The sequence below is a fragment of the Billgrantia endophytica genome (genome assembly GCF_002879615.1).
Lineage (GTDB): Bacteria > Pseudomonadota > Gammaproteobacteria > Pseudomonadales > Halomonadaceae > Halomonas > Halomonas endophytica.
In genome coordinates this window covers 1-23,346 of sequence record NZ_PNRF01000005.1, presented here as the reverse complement: position 1 = coordinate 23,346, position 23,346 = coordinate 1, and the positions used below count along the sequence as shown (strand labels likewise).

Below are 23,346 nucleotides of genomic sequence, written 5' to 3'. Positions count from 1 at the left end.
GGCCTTTGTGAACTGAAGGGTAACGGGGAGCTCAGTGCTCCCCGTTCGTCCAGTCTTCAGTCCTCAATCCGGGCACACGTTCGAACTCGCGCAGATTATTGCTGACGACGACCAGCCCAAGCGATCTGGCATGGCCGGCTATCATCTGGTCATAGGGGCCGATAGGGGTGCCGTGCCTGGCGAGTTCAGCCCTGAGTTGGCCAGTATGGGCAGCGGCATTGGTATCGTAATCCAATATGTCCAGCCTGGCGGCGAAACCTTCGACGACCGTCAGGTTTCTCTCCGGTGCCGCCGACTTTTCTGCTCCATATACCAGTTCCATCAGCGTGATGGTGCTGATGCACATCTGGCCCTGATGGAGGCGGAAGGCTTTCCGAACCTCCTCGGGTTTGTTCTTGATGGTGAATATGGCGATGTTGGTGTCCAGCATGTACTTCAGCATCAGATCGCCTCGCGCTCTTGCCCCTCGGGTTGCTCGCGCTCGGCCATGAAATCAGCGCTGACGTTCTCACCGTCGAACCAGCTATCCCAGGATTCGCCTGCTGGTGTAATGATGCGGATACGGCCGACAGCGACGATGTCGACACGTCTGACGTCATCGGGTAGAGCGACAAGCTTGGGTAAGCGGATCGCTTGGCTACGATTGCTCTTGAATACGGCGCCTTGTTCCATGATCGGCCCTCCATGGATATGTCAAATGTATATGGCAAAAGAATAGCGCGGCGCCTGGATATGTCAATGGGATATGCCGTCGGGCTTCGCGCACCAAGCCGCCCTGCTCGGTACCAGTCCGCGGCACACGGCCATGCTGCGTCTCGCGCCAGCGAGTGAAGCCGACCCGTTCGGCAAGTGCCGGATGACCTGCCAGGCCTAAAGTCTTGCCGCTTCCGGCCGATAACCTTCCCACAGGGCCGTGTCGCGCCCTTGCGAGTGTCACGCCGTGGCCGTCATCAACACCAACATCCTTTCCCTGAAGGTGCAAGCGAACCTGCGCAGCAGCCAGGCCGCGATGCACACGGCCATGCTGCGTCTTTCATCCGGCCTGCGCATCAACAGCGCCAAGGACGACCCGGCCGGTCAGGCCATCGCCAATCGCATGACCGCGCAGATACGCGGCCTCGAGCAGGCCGCGCGTAACGCCAACGACGGCATTTCCCTGGTGCAGACCGCCGAGGGCGCCCTCAACCAGGTCAACGACAACCTGCAGCGCATTCGCGAGCTTACCGTGCAGGCCGGCAACGGAACCCTCAGCCCTTCCGATCTCGACTCGATACAGGAAGAGATCGACATGCGCCTGGACGAGATCGACCGCATTGCCGCACAGACCGGATTCAATGGCATCGGCGTGCTGGGGGAGGGGCGCCGCGTGCACATCCAGGTGGGAGCCAACGACGGCCAGACCATCGCCATCGACCTGCCGCGCTTCGACCGCCACACCCTGGGCCTTGGTGAATTCCGCGTTGCCGAAGGCGCGGGCGGCGCCACCGAATCCCCGCTCGAAACGCTGGACAAGGCCCTCAACCAGGTGGATCGCCAGCGCAGCCGGCTGGGTGCGCTGCACAACCGCTTCGAGGCGGTCATCGACAACCTGCAGAACACCTCGCTCAACCTCAGCGCCGCGCGCTCGCGCATTCAGGACGCCGACTACGCCCGGGAAATATCCAATCTGGTGCGCGCCCAGATCCAGCAGCAGGTGGGTATGGCCGTGCTGGCCCAGGCCAACCAGCAGCCGGCGATGGTGCTGGAGCTATTGCGCCACCTCTAGCAGGGTGGCATCGGCGGGTTGCTCGATGATCGCCGCAAGGCGCGGGGGGCGATGGTGAATGCGCCGCCACTTGGCGCTGTGAAACTAGCGAGTGGCGCTGCGCGGATGAGTGCCCAGTGGCGGCCATGCCCGGCTAGCCAGAGTCACGCTCGGCCACTCAGTGTGCTCTTGCCTCCCGTGGATTGTACGGCCCGGGCGATGATGTCGTACTGAGTCAGCTCAGGCGGGGACTCCAGTGTGCCGCTGTCGGCGGCGATGCGAGCCCGGGTACCCTCGGTGGTATTGGGTTCGGTACGTTCGGTACTGTGCCGCTGGTTGGCCTGTTGTGCCATTTCCAGTTGGGCGGTGAGCAGATACTGGCGGGCGGTGGCGGCCACCTGGTGATCCTTGGGTGACGGGTCGGCCGGGGCAAGGGCGGCGCTGATCACCTGCTGCATCTTGCCGATGGTGGCCCGGGGGTCGCCGGGCACGGGGCCGTAGTCGATGGGCACCTGACCGGCCACGGCGTAGTGTTGCCCGTCTGGCCCGCGTTCGTATTCGTAGCTGGCAACGCCGGTGTACTGGCCGCCGGCAATCTGATGGGCCAGTTCGTGCTGGCGCACCTCGCGATCGATGGTCTTGAGCTGCTCCAACTGACGCAGTTCTTCTTCGCTCAGGGTTTCGCCGTTGGGCTTCTGCGCCGCTTCGCTTTCGGCAACCTTGCCCTGGGCCGCTTCCTCGGCGGCCATGCCGGTTGCCTCGCCACTGGCGGGCTCTCCCACGCGGCGTGCGGCGTCGGCATTGCCGAGGTGGCTGCCGCCGGGTTGCCAGCTGTTCGAGGTGAAGGGTACGGGGCCGATAACGGTGGAAGCGTGCATTAAGGAATGTCCGTAAGGCGGGCGTAATCCGGTAAAGTATTGGCGACCCTTGCGTTGACGGCAAGCCCCACGCAATCATGACCGACAGCTCATGCCGACCATTGACGTCATCATCGAACTTTCCCCGGAATCCTGCCTGGCCCATTACGAAGGGCGAGTCGGGCAGGTTCATGCCCATAGTCTGGATGGCCGACGGGTCATCTTTCCGGCCGAGGCGCTGCGCCGGGTCGTGACCCGCGAGGGTGTGCATGGAATCTACCGGCTGACCTTCACTGTGGAAGGCCGTTTCGAATCGATCCGGAAAATAAGATGACCGAGGTCAAGACCGTGGGCTATTGGTCTTTGCATCATGCTGTTTCATCGGCGCAACTTAGATACCATTCTCCCCTCCGGCTTTTCAGACGGAGCCCCCGGGCGTTTCGTCCCAGGGCTCGGGCGGGGTCATCAGGCATCAACTGCTTATAAAAAATAATTCACTATGAAAAGAAGGCATTGCCATGTTGTCAGGGGTGGCTGAAGAGAAGCGTGCGGGCAGGCGGCAGAGAAAGCGCCGTCTCGATTCAGTAGACACGGTGGCCAAGCCGCCCGAGATCGGTCAGGAACTGTTCGTGGGGCTCAACTCCCTGCGCGATACCTGCAGCAGCCGGCACCACTCGCGGGACTTCGCCTTCGCCCACGCCCATTATCTGCGCAGCCGGGTGCTTGCGGTGGGGCTGATCTTTGCGCTGCTTTCGCCGCTGTGGATCGTGGTGGACGCGCTGGTGCTGCCTTCCAGCCTGCTCAAGTACACCCTGGCAGGAAGGATGGTGTTGATGCTGGGGCTGGTCGGGCTGCTGCTGCTGGCGCTGGTCAGCCGTGAGCGCATCCGCTGTATCCGGTTCTCGGCCGGTATGCTGCTGGCGCTGCCCGCGGCGTTCTATGTGCTGGTGCTTGTCATGCTGCCATCCGATGAACTGAAGAGCCTGGTGGGCTACGGCTTCATTCCTTTCCTGCTGGTGGCGTCGCTCAGCGTCTTTCCCTTCACCCTGCTGGAATCCTTCCTTGCCGGCATGGCCATGCTGACGCTGCTGATGTTCTCCCAGGTAATGGATGGCAGCTGGATGTCCGGCAGGGGCGTGGAGTCGCTGTGGCTGTTGACCAGCCTGCTGGCGGTGTCGCTGGCGGCCAACCACTTTCAGCTCAGCCTGCTGCTGCGGCTCTACCGCCAGGCCACCCACGATTCGCTGACCGGGCTGTTCAACCGCAGGGCGCTGGAGCTGCACCTGGAGAAGATCCAGGCCTGGCAGCGCGAGATAGAAGGCAGGGCCAGTGCAGGCAAGGCACCCTGTTCGGTGCTGATGATGGATCTGGACCACTTCAAGCGGATCAACGACACCCATGGCCATTCGGTAGGCGACACCGTGTTGCGCAAGTTTGCCGCCATCCTGTTGGGTCAGACGCGCAAGCACGACTGCGCGGCGCGCTATGGCGGCGAGGAATTCGTGGTCATCCTGCTGGGCAGCGATGAGCAGCAGGCGACAGAAGTGGCCGAGCGCATTCGTTACGCGGTGGAATCCCACGAGTTCAGGAACCACGAGCGGCAGCGCGTGCCGGTCACCACCAGCATCGGGGTAACCCAGTTGCGCCAGGACGAGCCCCCGCAGAACGCGATCAAGCGAGCCGACGAGGCGCTCTATCGTGCCAAGCACGAGGGCCGTAACCGGATCGCGCTGGCGGAAATGCCGGTCGTGGAAGGCGGTGCGGCATGATTCCCCGCCTGAGCGGCTAGGGCGATAGGCGCCTTGCGCCGGGCGTGCAGCGGCGTCGCCGACATTCAAGTAACCGGGCCCATGGCCGATATCCCCTACAGAGTGTCTGCAAGAGTGGGGACTGCATGCCCAATAATACTCAGCAGGTAGCGCTTCATACCTGGCTGATCATGGTGCCAGTCCTGCTCATCGTGATGGGTTTGATCAACGGCCTGGCTGCGTGGCAACTGGCGACTGCATGGAAGCCGTCGCTTGTCAGCATGCCGCTGTTGGTGCTGGCGGGGATGGGGCTGCTGTCCGTGACCTTTGGCCGTATGGTCTTCGCACGGCTGTGCGGTGGCCTGCTGGTTCTGTTTTGTCTGCTGGCGGCGCTGGCGGCCCATATGCCTGGTGTGCCGATCCCCTGGCCGCTGCCGATTCGGGTTGCCACCGGCGTGGCTATCTTCTGCGTGGCGGTCTGCCTGCTGGCCGGCGCCGGTTCGGAGCGGGTGCGCTGGCTGTGGGTGATGCTGGGGTTTGTGCTGACGCTGCTCGGCGGTCTCGGCGTCGTGGGAGATATCTGGCCCGACACCACGTTGCATGACCGGCTGGGCGGCTCTTTCAACAGTGCGTTCACCGCACTGCCTGCGCTGCTGTGCGGTACCGCCATGCTGCTGCACGGCTTCTTGCCGCCACTGCGGCGGGCAGAGATTCCCCGGGTGGTGCTGGTGGCGCTGCTGTGTGGCTCGCTGGCCAGCGTACTGACCTGGTACGGCCTCAGTTGGCAGCATTACGATGACCAGCGACGGCAGGGCGCCGAGCTGCTGGCCAACTTCAAGACGTCATCCGAGCAGGTGGTGGGCAGCAGCCAATTGCTGCTGCAGCGCATGGCGGAGCGCTGGACGCACCTGGGCGGCCTGCCCGAGGCGGGCTTCCGCGAGCTGGAGCTCGCTACCTATTTCCGCGACACGCCCAGCCTCGTATCGTTCTACTGGCAGAACAGCGAGGAGCGTTTCCACTGGGGAGTGGACCGTGATACCAGCTTGGTGCTGCCGCACTGGGTGCAGCAGGAGGATGGCTGGCTGATGGACTGGCTGGCGGTGGGGGGCCTGGCACCGCGCTGGGTGCTGCCGGACCCGGCGCGCCCCGGACTGGCGCTGGTGTCGGTGCCGCTCGGCCGTGGCCAGGAAAGCCGCCTGGTCGGGGTGGTGGATCTGGGGCGGCTGCTGAGCGAAGAGGTGCGCACCATCGTCAGCCCCCTGGCGCTGACGGTGCATCGTGACTCCCATCTGCTGTTTTCCAACCGGGGTGGCAAGGACGAACTCGGCCATCAGCTTGCCACGACGGGTATCGTGCTGCCGGGCGGGGTGACGCTCGAGGCTCGAGGATACGCGCCGGCGTCGGTGGCGCCTACGCTTGGGGGCCTGGTGCCGCTGGGGGTGGCCGTAGGCGGGTTGACGCTGACCTATCTGCTGGCGTTCAGTCTTGGCGTCACCGGCCTCAGCTCGCGCCGTTCGTTGATGCTGGCCCAGGCGCAGCGCCATCGCCGAGCGCAGCAGCGGGTGCAGGCCATGGTGGCGCGGGATCGTCCGCTGCCGGAAACCCTGAGGGCCATCTGCCGGCTGGTGGAGTTCCAGTCGCCGGGAGCGCTGTCTTCCATCATGCTGTGCGACCGGCAGCAGCGAACGCTGGATCGCGCCTTCAGCACCAGTCTGCCCGCCAGCTATCTGGACAAGGTGAGCGGTGCGCGGATCGACCCGGCATCGAGCGCCTGCGGCCGCGCTGCCTATCAGCGGGACTTCGTCATCTGCCGCGACATCGCCACTGATCCGCTGTGGGCGGGCTTCCGTGAGGTGGCGGAAGCCCATGGGCTGCGTGCCTGCTGGTCCTGCCCGGTAATGGCCAGTAACGGTCGCGTGCTGGGCACTTTTGCCATCTACTACCGCCAGCCTGGAGAACCTTCCCGCGGCGACCGGCGCCGTCTCGTCGAAGCGGCCGAGCTGGCGTCGCTGGCGGTGGAGCGTGAAGAGAACCGCCAGGCTCTCCACGAGAACGAGCAGCGCTACAGCTCGCTGTTCACCTACCATCCGGATGCGGTGTTCTCGCTGGATCTGTCGGGCCGTTTCATCAGTGCCAACGCCGCCTGCAGCAAGCTCACGGAGTACCCGCTGGATCGACTGATCGGCATGCATGTCAGGGCGCTGTTCGATGAGGAAGACCGGGAGCAGGTCGAGAATCGCTTTTCCTCCAGCCTGCAGGGTGAAGCCCTCCGCTACTCGGTGGAGGTGAAGCGCCGGAGCGGTGAGGCGGTGTCGGTGGACCTGACCCATCTGCCGATCATCATCGATGGCGAGGTGGTGGGGGTGTACGGCATTGCCAAGGATACGACCGAGCGCAAGGCCTACGAAGCACAACTGGCATTCCACGCCAGCCATGATGACTTGACCGGCCTGGCAAACCGTGCCCTGTTCGAGGAGCGTCTGGTACACGACGTGCAACTGGCGCGGCGCCATGAGCGGCAACTCGCCGTGCTCTTCATCGATCTGGATGACTTCAAGCCGATCAACGACAGCCTGGGGCATGAAGTGGGGGACCAGGTGCTGAAGCAGGTTGGCCAGCGGCTGGCCGAGGAGTTGGCGCCTGGCGATACCCTGGCTCGATTCGGTGGAGATGAGTTCATCGTTCTGCTTCCCGAACTGAGTTACGAAAGGGCCGCGCTGGAGTTGGCGGAACGCTTGATTCTCTGTGTCGGCCGGCCCTACTGCGTGGAGGGGCACGAACTTTATATCGGTGCCAGCGTTGGCGTGGCCTTCCTGGTGGAGGCGCTTGCCAGCCCGCTGGAGCTGATCCAGCAGGCTGACATGGCCATGTACCGTGCCAAGCAGCAGGGGCGCAATACCTGGCAATGCTTCACCAGTGAGATCAATGAGGACGTGAGCTCGCGCATGGCCTTGCGCAATGATCTTCAGGAGGCCATCGAAGCGGAGAATTTCGAGCTGCATTACCAGCCCCTGCTCAATGTCGCCGACGGCTCCGTGGAAGGGGTCGAAGCACTGGTACGCTGGCATCACCCGGACAAGGGCTACCTGACTCCTGCTCTATTCATTCCCCTTTCCGAAGAAACCGGCCAGATCGGACCCATCAGCGAGAGGGTGCTCAGAAAGGCCTGTCGTGACATGTATCAGCTGGAGAAAGAGGGGCTGGGGCGCCTTCGGGTGTCGGTCAACCTCTCGCCGCTGCAGTTCCATCGTCCCAATTTCCTGGCAAACCTCAGGCAAACGTTGAGGGAAACCGGCCTGGATGCCACCTGTCTGGAGCTGGAACTGACCGAAGGTATCCTGATGAGCGACACGATCGGCGCCATCGAAACGCTCCAGGCGTTGCGCAACATGGGCGTCGAGGTGTCGATCGATGACTTCGGTACCGGGTTCTCCAGCCTGAGCTATCTGAAACAGTTGCCGATCAACAAGATCAAGATCGACCGCAGTTTCATTCATGATGTCACGACGAACCCTCATGACAGTGCGATCGTGCAGGGCATCATCTCGATGGCGCACCATCTCGGCGTCAGGGTGGTGGCGGAAGGCATCGAGGAGAGCGAACAGCGTGATTTCCTGCTGGAGCACGGCTGCGATGTCTTCCAGGGGTACTTCTTTGCTCGGCCGATGCCACTGGATCAGCTAAAGGCCTATCTGGTGCGGCGGCCGAGAAAGGTGTCCGGTATGAAAAAACCGTTGATGCCGGTCGATAGATAGCAGAGTCGACCCTTGGCCTGGCTCCCGCCAGGCCGGTCGAGTTCCACCTAGACGCAGCAAGGTCAGACGAGGCGAGGATGGCAAAGCAAGACGATTTCATTCGAGTCGGCAGACCAGCCGAGATCGAGATGCTGCTGGATCAACTGATCCAGCCCGGCGGGGCTTCGCTACTGCTCGACAAACCCGACAGCACCCCCTTGCCGGTACTGCTCATGGAGCAGGTGCCGGCTGAGTCGCTGGCGATGGATATCACCGCCGTTCGCGAGATCGCGGTGGAGCTCAAGCATGGCCTGGCGTTCAGGCTGATAGGGCAGGTACAGGGCAAGATGATTCGCACCCCCCTGCTCAAGGTGGTGGAAACGGACACCTCGGGTGGCCGTGTGACCTGCTACTGCGAGTATCCTCTCTACCTGGAAGAGCTGCAGCGTCGCGAGGCGTTTCGGGCCAGACTGCGGCTGGGCATGGAAGTGGGGGCCATCCTCAGGGGCGCCGGGGAAATGACGGCCCAGGGCGATCTCAAGGATCTTTCCCAGGAAGGGTGCCAGCTCGAGCTGCCCGCCTCTGCCGCTGCCCTGTTGTCCGGTTCGTCCCCGCTCGAGATCGAGCTCTGCTTTCCCGATGGGACGCGTTTCGTCGTCAAGGCATCGCCGCGCCACCGGACGACGGATACCGAGCGACAGGTATTGAGCGTGGGCTTTCGCTTCGAGAACTGCAGCTCCGAGCAGGAGCGCAAGCTGTGGTTCTTCGTTCGGGAGATCGAACGAGAATCCTCGCGTCATGCCGAGGAGGCCGATGTGGGACGCCTGGCCTCCATGCTGTTCCAGAGCCAGTCCAGCGTGGCGGCGCCGGTGGGGCGACGCAACCTGTTGACCTATCCCACCCCCATGGCACGACGCCTGTCGCGTGTGGCCGGTTATCTGGATTCACAACTGCTCGAGCTTCAGCAGGGTGACGCGATCGACTCCGTGCAGCTTTCCCGTCATGCGGACATGCTGCTGACGCTGGCGGAAGAGGACATCGAGGCGCTACTGTTCGCCAGTCGCTGTCTCGGCCGTGAACCGCTGCTGGTACGCCACGGATTGTCGGTCGCCATTCACATGCTGGCACTGGCCAGTGAGAATTCGGTGCCGCGAGACGTGCGCAAGGCGCTGGCCGCCAGTGCCATGGTGCATGATCTGGGCAAGGGCCTGTTGCCGGCATCGCTGTTTTCGGCGACATCGCTCGCGCCCCCCGAGTACGAGCAGTTGAAAGAGCATGTGCCGCTGCTGCTGCAGGGCTTGAGGCATTGCCAGTGGCTTTCCGTCAGCGTGGCGAAGGCGGTCATAGAGGGCGCCAACGAGCGCCTGGATGGCAGTGGTTATCCAGCCGGACTGGTCAGCGACCAACTCCAGGAACTCTCCCGCATGAGTGCGGTGGTGGATGTCGTCGATGCCATGCGCCGCGACCGACCCGATCGGCCGGCCTGGCGTATCGATGCGGTGTATCGACATCTGCTCAAGGAGCCCGGGCAGTTCGATCCGCGCTGGGTCAAGCGCTATATCCAGCGCTTCGGGTTGCGGCCGGTAGGCTCCCTGGCGCGTTTCGCCAACGGCGACATGGCCTGGATCCAGCGCCTGGACCAGCAGGGCAAGCCGTTCCAGGTGCAACTGACCGATAGCCTCGAGCCGCCGGGAGAGTCACTCGGCGAGATCGTGCGTGGCGATGTCACCGCTCGACTGGGCGAACCGGTCGAGGAAATCCCTGTTTCGACATGATGCCTGCCGACAGGCTGCTCGCGGCAGAGGGACGAGCCGGCTCGGTGGTGGCAAGGTAATGCAACGAGCGATTAAAGTTGTCGGCGCGGATGCCGATACAGGGAAATAACCGCTAGGTCTTGGGCTTTTCACCGAAACCCCCTGGTGCCGGCCCTGTCAGAATGGTCAGGAATGAAAAAGGACGTGTCATGAGCACAATCACTTCTCTGGGTATCGGGTCGGGGCTGGACCTCAACGGTTTGCTGGATCAGCTCAACGCCGCCGAGCGCAAGAAGCTCGAGCCGATCAAGCTGCAGCAGCAGAGCCACCAGGCGAAGATATCCGCCTACGGCACGCTGCAGGGCGCCTTGTCGAGTTTCCAGACCGCAGCCGCCAAGCTCAACGATCCGGGCTTTTTCCAGAGCGTGAGCAGCACGGTAACCGGCAGTGGCGTGAAGGCGGCCGCCAGCGCCGATGCGCCGCCGGGGCGCTACGACGTCAACGTCGAGGCGCTGGCCCGCTCCCAGAGCATTGCGACGGGCGGTTTTGCCGGGGATGCCACCTTTGGCGGCGAGCTGACGATGACCGTGGGGATGGGCGACGAGGCCAGGGAACTGACGATCGACCTCGATGAGGGTAGTTCGCTGGCCGACCTGCGTGACGCCATCAACGCCGAGAAGGGGGGAGTCACGGCGTCCATCGTCAACGATGGCAACCCCGACAGCCCCTATCGTCTGGTGTTGACCGCCAACGAGACCGGTACCAACGCGGCGGTGCAGTCGGTGTCGCTCGGCGGGGAGAACGGCTTCAGCTTCGGCTTCGATGCAGAGGGTAACGCCACCGGCAGCATGACTCAGACCGTGGCGGCCCAGAATGCCCGTCTGGAAGTCAATGGCATTGCGATCACGAGCCAGTCCAACCAGGTGAAGGGTGCCATTCAGGGCGTCACCCTGGATCTTTCCGAAACCACTGCCGACGGCTCTACCACCACGGTCACGGTCGAGCGCAATACCCTGGCGATTCGCGAAGCGGTGAGCGACTTCGTCAAGGCATACAACGAGGTGCGGGCCACGATAAACGGCCTGACCAGTTTCAATGCCGAAACCGGTGATGCCGGCGAACTCCTGGGTGACAGCACCCTGCGCACCATCGAGAACCGGATGCGTAGCACCCTGAGCGGCGGCGTGGCTGAAGGTGAGTTCCGCATGCTGTCGGATATCGGCATCACCCTGCAGCGTGACGGTAAGCTCAAGCTCGACGAAGAAAAATTGAGCGGGATCGTGGCCAGTGAGCCCGAGGCGCTGGCGGCTTTCTTTGCCGGCGAGAGCGAGGCCGGCGGCATGGCGGGCAAGCTGAATGAAGCCCTCGATCAGGTATTGCGCGACGAGGGCCTGCTGGACAACGCCAAGCGCGGGCTCGAGACGCGGATCAGCAACCTGGACGACCGCCACGAGCGCATGGAGCGCAGCATCGAGCAGACCATCCAGCGCTATCGTATCCAGTTTGGCCAGTTGGACGTCATGATCGCCAGCATGAACCAGACCAGCGACTATCTGTTCCAGCAGTTCGAGATGATGAACGCCCAGTTGGGGCGCAGTAGATAATCGGCCCAGGCCCTCGAGCCTGTGACTGGCCGTCACAACACAGGAGAATGAGTGCCATGACCGCAATGCGAGGGGCCGCCGCCTACGGCCGTGGAGCCGGGGCCTATGCCCGGGTTGGCGTGGAAAGCGGGGTGATGTCGGCAAGCCCGCATCAGCTCATCGTCATGCTGTTCGATGGTGCTCTGAGCTCGATTCGTGCCGCTCGCATTCATATGCAGGCCGGCAGTGTGGCCGAGAAGGGCAGGGCGATCTCCAAGGCGCTGGATATCGTCAACAACGGGCTGCTGGCAGCGCTGGATACCGAGAAGGGCGGCGAAATCGCCGAGCGGCTCGGTTCTCTGTACGACTATGTCGTCCGGCTGCTGCTGGCAGCCAACCTGCACGATGACCAGGAGAGCCTGGACCAGGCGGAACGGCTGCTGGAAGACATCGCCTCCGCCTGGCGGGAAATCGGCAGCGCCGGAGCGCAGGATTGAATGGCGACGTCAAACGCTGGGAAGCCGGCAACCGTGATCGTCGGTTATGTCCAGCTTCAGGAGCTGGTGTCTGGCATGCTCGAGCTGGCGCGGGCCGGTGACTGGGAGGCGCTGATCGAGCGTCAGGCCGACTATTTGCAGCTTGCCGAGCGGCTGAGGCGGCTGGATGCCGAGCAACCCCTGGGCGAGGCGGATGCCTCGCGCAAGGCGGAATTGCTGGAATCGATCCTGGCCGATGACCTGGCGATCCGCGAGTACCTGCTGGTGCGCCGCAATGAACTGGGACAGCTGATGGATTCATCACGTCGTCAGCGCGACCTGCATCGCAGCTATGGCAAGCAGGCGTCATCGACCAATGCTGCTGGGAACCACTATGACCAGGGGACCCCGTGAGTGGCATCACGCCGCTGCTGGACACCCTGCTCCATCAGGTGCTGGGCAAGCGTGTCGATACCCAGCCGCCTCGTGATCTGAACGAGCCGGTTCGCCCCGTCAACGCCGGTGAGGGTCCGAGGGCCCTGCACAGCGATTCAAGACTGGAAGGTCGCCGCCCGGGCACGACGCCGTTACCCGTACCCGGTTCGACCGGTCCATTGCCGCGCGGGGACGCGCCGGGTGGCCAGGCTGATTCGGCGCGCCCCCCGGCCTCTTTCCAGACCCACTTCAGTCCTTCGGCGCGTACCATCGCCGACCTTCTGGTTCGTTTTCCCGCCCCCCCCTCCGTGCTGAGCGCGACGGGGCCGCTCATGGGCGCCGATGAGTCACCCAGCGCCGCCACCCTGGCCAACCGGCTGCAGGTGGGTATTCGTGACAGTGGGTTGTTCTACGAGTCTCACCTGTCCCGCTGGTATCGCGGCGAACTGACTCGCCAGCAACTGGAGCGGGAGCCACAAATGTGGCGAACGCTGCGTTTCTCTCCAGCAGCGGTGACTCAAGGCGGTGCCGCAACGTCACCCGGCGCCATGGTGGGCCCGGCCGCTGGTGGCGCGGGGCTGCCAGGTGCCCAGGTGGCGGCAGGAGCGGGTTTGACGCCGCCACCCGTGACGGGGGGCGGCCCCATCCAGGGGCCGGCTGCCCAGGCCCAATCCTATGCCGTTACCGGCGCACTGCTTCCCGCCACTTCATCTGGCGGGGGTGACAGTGCGGCACCGCGCGACACGGCGGCCGCGTCATCGCGCGCGGCCGCCATGCCTGGTCAGGGAGCTGGCCCGGAAACGGCGGGGCGCGAGCCGTTGGAAAACGCTGCGCGGATGCGCCCGGGTGCCGGAGAGCCGGTGCACGAGAGCCTCCAGGGGGTCGTTCGCCATCAGTTGGAGATGCTGGTGACGCCTGTCCTGCGCTGGGAAGGGGATGTCTGGTCGGGCATCTTCATGGCGCTGATGGTGCAGTTGCCGGTGGGTGCCAGGCACGAAGACGAGGGTGAGCAGGAAGGGGATTCTTCGCCTGGATACTGGCATTCGGAACTCCGGCTGACGGTGCCCAGCCTGGGCGAGATCCGTGTGGCCATGTGGCTGCGTGACGTGGATGTCAGGCTTGAGTTGAAAGCGGCTGATGAGCCGACCTTGGCGATACTGCAGGGTGGCGTGCCGACACTGGAGCAACGACTTCAGGCGGCAGGCATGTCCCGCGTCCTGATCGACGCGCGCCTCTTGGAGGAGGGCAAGTCCCATGGCTGAGCCCGGTCCTGAGCATCGTCGACAGGCCATAGCCCTTGCCTACCGGGACGGTGATGATGCACCGAGAGTACTGGCCAAGGGTTACGGTGACATGGCCGAGCGCATTCTGGCCGAGGCACAGCGCCAGGGCATCTATGTTCACGATGCCCCCGAGCTTGTGGCACTGCTGATGGGGCTTGATCTGGATGAACGGATCCCACCGGTGCTCTACGAGGTGATTGCCGAGCTGCTGGTCTGGGTTTACGAGCTGTCCGAGGAGCGTGCTTCCCTTCAACAAAGTAACAGTATGTAAAAAATAGTGTCGATTTGTATACGGAATTTGTTCTCTTTTGTTTGTCAAGTGAAACTGATCTGTTTTTTTACGTTACCGGCCAAATGCTTAACGATTTAATCGTGCAGTTTGAGATTCGTCATGCTGCAGGATGACTTTCGTGGTCTTTTGGTCGGTTGGCAACGCTGTTTCAAAACATCACAATGGAAAGGTATAAAGAAAGTCCTTGATCGGGCGTTGTTCCGGCTTTCGCAGGTCGCTCCTTTTTGCCAGCAGCCGTCGGCGCCCCGAAAAGCATAAAAAATAATAGGCACATGCGCTTGTCGCGTGCAGGGAACTCGAAAAATGAAGAACATGAATCACCTGGACGATATCCAGGAACTCAATCTCGCTTATCTGCTGCTGGCCCAGCGGCTGCTCAACGACGATCGCACGGCGGCGATGTTCCGCTTGAAGATCGAGGAAGAAACGGCTGACCTGCTGCTTTCGCTGGGCGCCGTGCAGCTGACTCGCCTGGCGCGTACCAACCAGTTGCTGTGCCATTTCGGCCTCGAGGGCGCGGATCAGTTGCGTCAGGTCGTTGATAACCCCCGTGACAATGGGCTGTCCCAGTTCCATGCCTCGCTTCTGATGGCTGGGCGAGGGGCTGTATCGATGGCGAGGGAGGGCTGAGGATGACACAGCAGAAGAGCCTCGTAACGGAAATGCGCCAGGTTCAACTGGCGATCGAGCTGATCGAGCTGGGTGCGCGTCTGCAGGTACTGGAAACCGAGACCGACTTGAGCCGGGCGCGCCTGATTCGCCTGTTCAAGGAAGTGCGCGGCATGTCGCCGCCCAAGGGGATGCTCCCGTTCTCGACGGACTGGTTCATCACCTGGTTGCCGAACGTGCATGCTTCCCTCTTCTACAACATCTACCTGAACCTGCATGAGGGGCAGCAGTGCGAGCGGATGCGGGCTTTCGTGACCGCTTACAAGCTTTACAACGAGCAGGTGAACATCGATCAGGTCGAGCCGGTGCTGGGCCTGACCCGTGCCTGGACCCTGGTGCGGTTCTTCGAAAGCGACCTGTTGCAGCTCTCTTCATGCACGCAATGCAGCGGACACTTCGTGGCGCATGCCCACGCGCCCGATCACGACTACGTGTGTGGCATCTGCATGCCGCCCTCCCGTGCCGGGAAGACGCGCAAGCGTCGCGAGAGCGAGGCGGCCAAGGCGAGACTGGTGGGTGTCGAGCTGGCACCTGTCGCTCGCTGCGGTACCTGAGTGCCTCCGTAGCACACTCTTGCAGCCTCCCGGCCCTGGCCGAAGCCTCTGTCGCCGCCCCGATTTCATCACCGGGGCGGCGTCGTTCTGTCTGTCCTCTCCATGCTTTTTTCCCGTGGGGGCTCAAGTCAGCGCGTGCCTGGCCGATAACCAGAAATATAGACAAGTCGCACCCATTAAAGGATATCGGTTGTGCTGATTCTGATTGGCTACATCGTCGTCACACTCAGTGTCTTCGGGGGCTTCGTGCTTGCCGGGGGCAGTCTGGGGCCTCTTTACCAGCCCACCGAGCTGCTGATGATCGGCGGGGCAGGTGTCGGCGCCTTCATTGCGGCGAACAATGGCAAGGCCATCGTGGCCACCTTCAAGATGTTCCCCAAGCTCAAGCGAACGAAAAAGTACAAGAAAGTCATGTTCATGGAGCTTCTTGCCGTTCAGTTCAAGCTGCTGGGCAAGATCCGCCGCGAGGGGATGCTCGGCATCGAGCGGGATATCGATAACCCTCAGGAGAGCGCTCTGTTCCAGGAGCACCCCAAGGTGCTGGCCGATCCCATGATCATGAACTTTCTCACCGACTATCTGCGCCTGATGGTCAGTGGGGGAATGGACCCCATGGAAATCGACGAGTTGATGCTCCACGAGATCGAGGCCTTCGAGCAGGAGGCCCATATCCCGGTCGACGCTATCGCCAAGGTCGGGGATGCCATGCCGGCCTTCGGGATCGTGGCGGCGGTCATGGGGGTGGTGAAGGCACTGAGTACGGCGGATGCCGGGCCGGACCAGATGGGTGAGATGATCGCCCACGCCCTGGTCGGCACCTTCCTCGGCATCCTGCTGGGCTACGGCTTCATCAATCCCGTCGCGAGCAATCTGGAACGTCAGGCCAAGGAGGCGGAAAAGATGTTGCAGTGCATTCGCGTCACCCTGCTTGCCAGCCTGCACGGTTACGCACCGCAGCTGGCCGTGGAGTTCGGGCGCAAGGCGCTGCACACGGCGGAGCGTCCGGGCTTCAGTGAGCTGGAGGATTACGTTCGCAATGCCAAGGCGGGTGCGGCCCGCGAATGAGTACGCAAGGCGACAAGCGCCCGATCATCATTCGGCGCAAGAAAGTGGTGCACTCCCATCATGGGGGGAGCTGGAAGATCGCACTGGCCGATTTCATGACGGCCTTGATGGCCCTGTTTCTGGTCATGTGGATACTGTCCACCGCCAGTGAGGAGCAGCGGCAGGGCGTGGCGGACTACTTCAGCACCCCCCTGACCACGGCTATCGGCGGAGGCGATCGTTCGGGCAGCACCCGGGTCATTCCCGGCGGCGGACCCGATGCCGTTCACAGCGATGGCGAGCGAGCCCGTGTCGATACCCTCAGCCAGACTCGTCCCAGTAACCAGCAGCGTCGCTTCTTCATGGATCTGCAGCGTCGCATCGAGGCGGTGATCGAGGCCGACCCCGAACTGCGCGAGCTGCGCCAGCAGATGCGTTTCGACCTGACACCCGAAGGGCTGCGGATCCAGTTGCTGGATACGGAACAGCGTCCGATGTTCGACATCGGCAGCGACCGGGTCGCACCCTACATGCGCAACCTGCTGCGTACCATTGCGCCGCTTCTCAATGAGCTGCCCAACTACCTCAGCATCAGTGGCCATACCGATAGCCTGCCTTATGCCGGTGGTTATCGTGGGTACAGCAACTGGGAGCTTTCGAGCGATCGGGCCAATGCATCGCGACGGGAACTGGTAGTGGGTGGGCTGGATTCGGATAAATTGCTGCGGGTCTCCGGTTTTGCCGACCGGGTGGAGCTGCCGGATACGGACCCTCGCAGCGCGGACAATCGCCGGATCGAACTGCTGGTGCTGCTGCCGGAGGTGGCCGATTACATTCGCCGCCCGAGTATTCTCGGCGGCCCGGGTGTACCAAGCCCACTGAGTACGCGTCTGGAAAGCGACGTGGACCTGGCCCCCGTTCACCAATTTATGGAAAGCCTGCGTCGCTCGCTCGGCAACGAGTGAGCGAGGCTGGGAAAACAATCTGACACCAGGTGGTGATGCGCATGGATATCACGGATTTCTATGACACTTTCTTCGAGGAAGCCGAAGAGCTGTTGGCCGACATGGAACGCTACCTCCTGGAGCTGGACGTGGATGAGCCGGATATCGAGCAGCTCAACGCCATCTTCCGGGCGGCTCACTCGATCAAGGGCGGAGCGGGCACCTTCGGCTTCGAAGCGTTGCAGAGAACCACACACCTGTTCGAGAACCTGCTGGACCATACCCGCAAGGGCGAGCTGACGCTGCGCCGGGATATCGTCGACACTTTTCTGGAAACCAAGGATATGCTCAACGATCAGCTGGACGCCTACCGCAATGGCGGCGAGCCCGATCAGGAGGCCTTCGAGCGCATCTGTCAGACGCTGCAACGATTGGCGTTGGAGGAGATCGGTCGGGATCTGGATGACACGGGAAGGGCGGCATCCCCGGCGCCTGATCAGGCTTCCGCTCCCAGGATCGAGCCCCCGGCCGCGTCGACCGACGCCGGGAGTGCCGAGCCGGAGAGCGGCGGGCAGCGCATCGTTACTCTGCTGGGCGTTGCCGAGAAGGATCGCCAGCTCCTGATCGAGGAGCTGGGCCAGTTGGGGGATGTCGTGACGCATCGGGGCGATGAGGCGCGCTACGAAGTGGTGCTGTCGTCTGCCGTCGGTAACGATGATATCGAAGCGGTCATGTGCTTCATCATCGAGGCGGACCAGTTGCAGATCACCGCCGCGGAAGGTACGGAAACCGTGCAAAGCCCGGCTCCGCCGCCTTCCGCTCCCCAGGATTCGGCGGCATCTTCCGTTCCCGCGGCCAAGTCCGCGGCGGATGCGAAGCCGTCGAAGGCCAAGTCCAAGGCGAAGAGCAAGTCGGCCGGCGAGACATCATCCATCCGTGTGTCGGTGGACAAGGTCGACCAGGTCATCAACCTGGTGGGCGAACTGATCATTACCCAGTCGATGCTGGACCAGACCGTCAGCGAGATGGAAGGCGTGGCCGACAGTGCTCTCCTGAACGGGATGAGCCTGCTGCAGCGTAATGCCCGGGACCTCCAGGAGTCGGTGATGTCGATCCGGATGATCCCCATGGAGTTCGTTTTCAGTCGTTTCCCCCGAGTGGTCCGGGAAACGGCCGGCAAGCTGGGCAAGGAGATCGAGCTCGTTACCGAGGGGGAGTCCACCGAACTGGACAAGAGCCTGACCGAGCGGATCATCGACCCGCTGACCCATCTGGTGCGCAACAGCCTCGATCACGGCATCGAGATGCCGGATGATCGCGAGGCGGTAGGCAAGCCGCGTACGGGGCGGTTGACCCTGTCGGCCCAGCACCAGGGGGGCAATATCCTCATCGAGGTCATCGATGATGGTGCGGGCCTGAACCGTGACAGGCTGCTGTCCAAGGCCCGCGAGAATGGCTTGAACGTCTCGGATTCCATGACTGACGACGAAGTCTGGCAGTTGATCTTCGCGCCGGGTTTCTCCACCGCCAAGGAAGTCACCGATGTGTCCGGCCGTGGAGTGGGGATGGACGTGGTCAAGCGCAACATCCAGGGCATGGGTGGCCACGTCGAGATCATGTCCCGCTCCGGCGAAGGCACCCGCATTCGCATCGTCCTGCCGTTGACCCTGGCGATCCTCGACGGCATGTCCATCAAGGTGGGTGACGAGATGTTCATCCTGCCGCTGTCCGCGGTGCTCGAATCGCTGCAGCCGGCCAAGGAGGATATCTATGCCATGGCAGGCGACGATGTCGTGCTCAAGGTGCGCGATGAATACCTGCCGGTGGTGGCCGTTCATGAAGCGCTGGACGTGCCGAATGCCAAGACCAGGCTGACCGAAACCATCGCCGTGATCGTGCAGGGCGAAGGCCGCCGCTATGCGCTTCTGGTGGATGACCTGGTCGGTCAACAGCAGGTTGTGGTCAAGAATCTCGAAACCAACTATCGCAAGGTGCCGGGCGTCTCGGCAGCCACCATCCTGGGCGATGGCAGTGTGGCATTGATCCTGGATATCGCCGGGCTGCATCGCCTCAATCGTGCCAAGAAAGAGGCGCGCCGGCCCGAGCGCACCAATCACTCTCTCGAAGCCTTAACCGATAAAGAGCTGGAGACATCCTCATGAACCAGACGACCGATGCGGCGCTGACCGCGGCCGAAGCCCACAACCGTGAATTCCTGGTCTTCTCGCTGGGCGAGGAAGAGTACGCCGTTGACATCCTCAAGGTGCAGGAAATACGGGGTTACGAGAACGTCACCCGCATTGCCAATGCCCCCGACTTCATCAAGGGCGTGACCAACCTGCGCGGCGTGATCGTGCCCATCGTCGACCTGCGCATCAAGTTCCATCTCGACAAGGTGGAATACGGTGGGCAGACGGTGGTCATCGTGGTGAACGTGGAAGATCGCGTCGTGGGCATCGTCGTGGATGGTGTCTCCGATGTGATGACGCTGTCACCGGACCAGATCAAGCCGGCACCCGAGTTCGGCGTGACCCTCTCTTCGGATTTCCTGAGTGGGCTGGGCAGCCTGGAGGATCGCATGCTCGTCATCGTCGATATCGACAAGCTGCTGACCAGCGACGAGATGGAACTGGTCGAGCGCGTGGCCGAATAAGCGAACGCTTGCCTCCCGCCGATGGTATCGGCGGGTACGCTCCGGCTCGTCGATATGACAATCGGGCCCTGTGCCTGTCGACCATGAGGGAATGATGTGAAGCTTCTCGACAACCTGACCGTCAAAGCCAGTTGGCTGCTGGTGCTAATGTTCTTCGCCGGCATGATCATCGTGCTGAGTCTCCTTGGCCTTTATGCGCTGCAGCAGGGTCATCATGCCATGGCCGAGATGGCGCCACATGCCGGCGAGTCGGGGGCGGCATTGTTGCAGTCCTTCGTTGACTTTGCCGAGCTCATGCGTCTGGCCATCGTCGCCATGCTGATTGGTGCGGCGTTGGTGATGGTGGTGGTGATATGGGGGATCACGGTCAATGTGCTCCATCCATTGGCCAGGCTGGTGGGTTACTTCGAGGGTTTGGCCCGGGGAGACCTCTCCCAGCCGGTCGAGGAGCGTGGCAACAACGAAATCGGCCGCCTCTTCACCTCCTTGAAGCACATGCAGGATGGTCTGTCCGAAACGGTCGGTACGGTTCGTGGCAGTAGCGAGGGGATCTATCAGGGTGCGCAGGATATCGCCCAGGGCAATGTCGAGCTGTCATCGCGTACCGAGCAGCAGGCCGCCTCGCTGGCCGAAACGGCATCGAGCATGGAGCAGTTGGCCTCCACCGTGGAACAGAATGCCGACAACGCTCGCCAGGCCAGCCAGCTTGCCGCGGAAGCCTCGCGTACGGCTGCCACTGGCGGCGACGTGGTCGGCGATGTGGTGACCACCATGCACGACATCAGCGAGAGCTCGCACAAGATGTCGGACATCATCGGTGTCATCGACACCATCGCTTTCCAGACCAATATCCTGGCGTTGAACGCCTCCGTCGAAGCCGCAAGAGCCGGTGAGCATGGCCGAGGCTTCGCGGTCGTGGCCCAGGAGGTCCGCAGCCTGGCCGGTCGCAGCGCCGCTGCGGCCGGGGAGATACGCGCGCTCATCCAGAGCTCTCTGAACAAGGTGGACGTGGGGACTTCCCGGGTGGATCAGGCGGGCCAGACCATGGCCGAAATCGTGGCGGCCGTTCAGCGGGTCAGCGACATCATGGATGAGATTGCCTCCGCCTCCCTGGAACAGAGCAATGGCATTGGCCAGGTCAACCAGGCCGTTACCCAGATGGATCAGGTCACTCAGCAGAACTCGGCGCTGGTGCAGCAAGCCGCTTCCGGTGCCACCCAACTGGAAGCCGAAGCCGGCCGTCTGCGCGAGGCCGTGATGCGTTTCCGTCTGGCTGGTCAAGATAATGGCCCGGCCAGGGGCACGGGGTCGGCTTCCACGACGGGTAACCGGGCTGGAACCGGCAATAATGCGGCGCCGAAAGCCCTCACGCAGGATCCGCTGCCGGCAGCCAGGGACGCGAGAGCGTCGACGGCGGCCCGGGAGCAGAAGCAGGAGGAGGAATGGACGTCCTTCTAGGACCATGACGCCAGCGTAGAACCATGACGCCAGCAAGACAGGACATTCGTGGCGACGTCGACTCCGAACGTGCGTGTCGGCGCCGGACACGGGAAAGCCCCCGACAAGATGAGGCGGTATAAGGATAATAACCATGCGCGATAACAAGCCAGTTACACAGCGTGAGTACAAGCTGGATGATCAGCAGTTGCTGATCACTCGGACCGACCTCGAAGGGTATATCACCTACGCCAACACGGCGTTCGTGGAAGTCAGCGGCTTTAGCCATGACGAACTGATCGGCGCGCCGCACAACCTGATCCGGCATCCCGACATGCCGACCGAGGCATTTTCCGATCTATGGTCGACCATCAGGAAAGGTGACGCCTGGCAGGGAGTGGTCAAGAACCGACGCAAGAATGGCGACCACTATTGGGTGGAAGCCACGGTAACGCCGATTCTGGAGGACGGTAAATGCCTGGGCTACACCTCGGTGCGTGCCAAGGCCGAACCCGAGGTCGTCGACAAGGTCGAGGGCGCTTACGCGCGTCTTCGCGAAGGGCGCGGCAGGCATCTTGCCGTGAAGCAGGGCCAGCTCGTTCGCCGTGGACCACTCGGCTTCGTGTCAAGGCTCAACCTGCGGACCATTCGAGCCAGGCTGGTTCTGATCACGCTGGTCTCGCTGCTGCTGCTGGCGATAAGCGGAGGTGTTGGCCTGTATGGACTGCAGGCGTCGGGGGCGCGGGTGGCCGAGCTCAACCGTGACGGGCTCCAGGACGTGATTCGACTGCAGCAGCTCGATCAACTGATCAACGAGGGCCATCAGCGTGTCACCACCCAGGAACGCATGGAGTTGCTGGGGGAGCGCCATTCGCACGGAGAAGCGCTCCAGCGGATCATGGTCCAGTTGGAAGCGCTCTGGGATGAGTATGGTAACCGCGAGGTGAATCAGACGCCTATCGCCAACGAGTTTGGTGAAAACCTGAGAGTGTACGTCCATGAAGGACTGGCCGACATGGCCGCGGCATTGGGTGCGGAGGAAGCCTATGAGGCGCTGATGGCCCTCAATAATGACGTGGCGCCACTTCGCGAGCAGGGGGCATTGCTCTCTACGCGGGTCAATGACCTGATCGAGGTGGAGAGGCTGGCTGCGTTGGAGATGGCTGTCGAGGCCGAGCGCGGCCAGCGCCTCATGTTGGCCGGTCTGTCCATTTTCATGAGCGTGGCCCTTGTGCTGATGCTGGTTCTGGGTGGCTGGATTCTGGCGGCCATCAACCGTCCGCTGCGCCGGGCCGTGGACTTCACCCTGCAGGTCGCCTCGGGCAACCTGGCGGCACGTTCGCCGGATCAACGGCGTGATGAGGTCGGGGTCCTGCTCAGGGCGATGGACATCATGCGCAAGAGCCTCTACAGCACGACTTACAGCGTGCAGCAGGGGATCGAGGTGGTGAACCCGGCATCCCGCTCCATTGCCCGTGGCAACGAGGACCTCTCCGCCCGTACCGAGCAGCAGGCCGCCTCGCTGCAGGAGACGGCCTCCAGCATGGAGGAGATGACCACCACGGTGCAGCAGAATACCGACAATGCCCGGCAAGCCAGTGGCCTGGCGCTGGACAACGCCGGTCGCGTGCGTGATACCGGCGATCTGATGAACGGCGTGGTGAAGACCATGGAGCGCATCACCGCCAGCTCGAACAAGATGACCGACATCATCAATGTCATCGACGGTATCGCCTTCCAGACCAACATCCTGGCACTGAATGCCTCGGTGGAGGCGGCGCGTGCCGGCGAACAGGGTCGCGGCTTCGCGGTGGTGGCGGAAGAGGTCCGCAGCCTGGCCGGACGTTCGGCGGACGCGGCCAAGGAGATCCGTCAGCTGATCGACGGCTCGGCCGGCGAGATCAGGGAAGGGGCGGCCCAGGTCCAGAAGGCCGAGAGCGCCATGGCGGAAGTCGTGGCGGCGTCTTCCCGGGTCAACGACATCATGGGTGAGATCACGGCGGCTTCCGAGGAACAGAGCAGCGGCATCGGCCAGATCAATCAGGCCATCACCGAAATGGACCAGGTCACTCAGCAGAATGCCGAGCGCGTGCAGCAGAGCGCCCGTGCGGCCAGCGACCTGCGGCACCAGGCCGAGCA

General features: G+C 62.9%; 21 protein-coding genes. 18 read left to right on the top strand and 3 right to left on the bottom strand.

From position 1 onward, the window contains the following. Positions 1-31: 31 nt before the first annotated feature. Positions 32-442 (bottom strand): type II toxin-antitoxin system tRNA(fMet)-specific endonuclease VapC, encoded by a 411-nt coding sequence (gene vapC / locus C1H69_RS01590; RefSeq protein ID WP_102651671.1) that lies wholly within the window; start codon positions 440-442, stop codon positions 32-34. Then, a complete protein-coding gene (vapB, locus tag C1H69_RS01585; protein WP_102651670.1) occupies positions 442-672 on the bottom strand; it encodes a type II toxin-antitoxin system VapB family antitoxin in 231 nt (76 codons plus the stop codon). The genes vapC and vapB overlap by 1 nt, the downstream gene beginning before the upstream one ends. Positions 673-940: 268 nt before the next feature. On the opposite strand from vapB, the gene C1H69_RS01580 reads away from it, so the two are divergent. Continuing rightward, positions 941-1,765, top strand: coding sequence for a flagellin N-terminal helical domain-containing protein (locus C1H69_RS01580; RefSeq protein WP_102651669.1), 825 nt, complete (start codon positions 941-943; stop codon positions 1,763-1,765). A gap of 143 nt (positions 1,766-1,908) precedes the next feature. Here C1H69_RS01580 and C1H69_RS01575 read toward each other — a convergent pair whose 3' ends face one another. After that, a complete protein-coding gene (locus C1H69_RS01575) occupies positions 1,909-2,622 on the bottom strand; it encodes a putative metalloprotease CJM1_0395 family protein (protein WP_102651668.1) in 714 nt (237 codons plus the stop codon). A gap of 91 nt (positions 2,623-2,713) precedes the next feature. Here C1H69_RS01575 and C1H69_RS01570 point away from each other — a divergent pair, with 91 nt between their 5' ends. The 17 genes from C1H69_RS01570 to C1H69_RS24340 form a co-directional block, all read left to right on the top strand. After that, the gene (locus tag C1H69_RS01570) at positions 2,714-2,935 is read left to right on the top strand and encodes a DUF2835 family protein (protein ID WP_102651667.1); all 222 of its coding nucleotides are present in this window, start codon (positions 2,714-2,716) and stop codon (positions 2,933-2,935) included. A 184-nt stretch (positions 2,936-3,119) separates the two neighbouring features. Beyond that, a complete protein-coding gene (locus C1H69_RS01565) occupies positions 3,120-4,370 on the top strand; it encodes a GGDEF domain-containing protein (RefSeq protein ID WP_102651666.1) in 1,251 nt (416 codons plus the stop codon). Between the two features lie 125 nt (positions 4,371-4,495). Further along, positions 4,496-8,104 (top strand): bifunctional diguanylate cyclase/phosphodiesterase, encoded by a 3,609-nt coding sequence (locus C1H69_RS24050; protein ID WP_102651665.1) that lies wholly within the window; start codon positions 4,496-4,498, stop codon positions 8,102-8,104. A 77-nt stretch (positions 8,105-8,181) separates the two neighbouring features. Beyond that, positions 8,182-9,858 carry an HD domain-containing phosphohydrolase gene (locus C1H69_RS01555; RefSeq protein ID WP_102651664.1) on the top strand — a complete coding sequence of 559 codons (1,677 nt, stop codon included), beginning with the start codon at positions 8,182-8,184 and terminating at the stop codon, positions 9,856-9,858. Between the two features lie 188 nt (positions 9,859-10,046). Beyond that, positions 10,047-11,441, top strand: coding sequence for a flagellar filament capping protein FliD (gene fliD / locus C1H69_RS01550; protein ID WP_102651663.1), 1,395 nt, complete (start codon positions 10,047-10,049; stop codon positions 11,439-11,441). Positions 11,442-11,497: 56 nt separating this feature from the next. Continuing rightward, positions 11,498-11,917, top strand: a complete 420-nt coding sequence (fliS, locus tag C1H69_RS01545; RefSeq protein WP_102651662.1) for a flagellar export chaperone FliS — start codon at positions 11,498-11,500, stop codon at positions 11,915-11,917. Further along, on the top strand, positions 11,918-12,310 hold the full coding sequence (locus tag C1H69_RS01540) for a flagellar protein FliT (protein WP_102651661.1): 393 nt from the start codon (positions 11,918-11,920) through the stop codon (positions 12,308-12,310). Continuing rightward, entirely contained in the window at positions 12,307-13,593 is a 1,287-nt protein-coding gene (gene fliK, locus C1H69_RS01535) for a flagellar hook-length control protein FliK (RefSeq protein WP_102651660.1), read from the top strand. Before C1H69_RS01540 ends, fliK begins: the two co-directional genes overlap by 4 nt. Beyond that, positions 13,586-13,885: an EscU/YscU/HrcU family type III secretion system export apparatus switch protein gene (locus C1H69_RS01530; protein WP_102651659.1), complete on the top strand. Its 300-nt coding sequence runs from the start codon at positions 13,586-13,588 to the stop codon at positions 13,883-13,885. The genes fliK and C1H69_RS01530 overlap by 8 nt, the downstream gene beginning before the upstream one ends. A gap of 324 nt (positions 13,886-14,209) precedes the next feature. Next, positions 14,210-14,536, top strand: coding sequence for a flagellar transcriptional regulator FlhD (gene flhD / locus C1H69_RS01525; protein ID WP_102651658.1), 327 nt, complete (start codon positions 14,210-14,212; stop codon positions 14,534-14,536). Positions 14,537-14,538: 2 nt separating this feature from the next. Next, the gene (flhC, locus tag C1H69_RS01520; RefSeq protein WP_102651657.1) at positions 14,539-15,129 is read left to right on the top strand and encodes a flagellar transcriptional regulator FlhC; all 591 of its coding nucleotides are present in this window, start codon (positions 14,539-14,541) and stop codon (positions 15,127-15,129) included. Positions 15,130-15,321: 192 nt separating this feature from the next. Beyond that, complete coding sequence (gene motA / locus C1H69_RS01515; RefSeq protein ID WP_102651656.1) at positions 15,322-16,194, top strand: flagellar motor stator protein MotA; 873 nt, start codon at positions 15,322-15,324, stop codon at positions 16,192-16,194. Then, a complete protein-coding gene (gene motB, locus C1H69_RS01510; RefSeq protein ID WP_102651655.1) occupies positions 16,191-17,138 on the top strand; it encodes a flagellar motor protein MotB in 948 nt (315 codons plus the stop codon). Before motA ends, motB begins: the two co-directional genes overlap by 4 nt. Positions 17,139-17,179: 41 nt before the next feature. After that, the gene (gene cheA / locus C1H69_RS01505) at positions 17,180-19,279 is read left to right on the top strand and encodes a chemotaxis protein CheA (RefSeq protein WP_102651654.1); all 2,100 of its coding nucleotides are present in this window, start codon (positions 17,180-17,182) and stop codon (positions 19,277-19,279) included. Continuing rightward, complete coding sequence (locus C1H69_RS01500; protein WP_102651653.1) at positions 19,276-19,770, top strand: chemotaxis protein CheW; 495 nt, start codon at positions 19,276-19,278, stop codon at positions 19,768-19,770. The genes cheA and C1H69_RS01500 overlap by 4 nt, the downstream gene beginning before the upstream one ends. Before the next feature lie 96 nt (positions 19,771-19,866). Further along, the gene (locus tag C1H69_RS01495) at positions 19,867-21,228 is read left to right on the top strand and encodes a methyl-accepting chemotaxis protein (RefSeq protein ID WP_240609773.1); all 1,362 of its coding nucleotides are present in this window, start codon (positions 19,867-19,869) and stop codon (positions 21,226-21,228) included. 133 nt (positions 21,229-21,361) lie between these two features. Next, on the top strand, positions 21,362-23,346 hold a 1,985-nt coding region (locus C1H69_RS24340), incomplete at its 3' end, for a methyl-accepting chemotaxis protein (protein ID WP_102651652.1).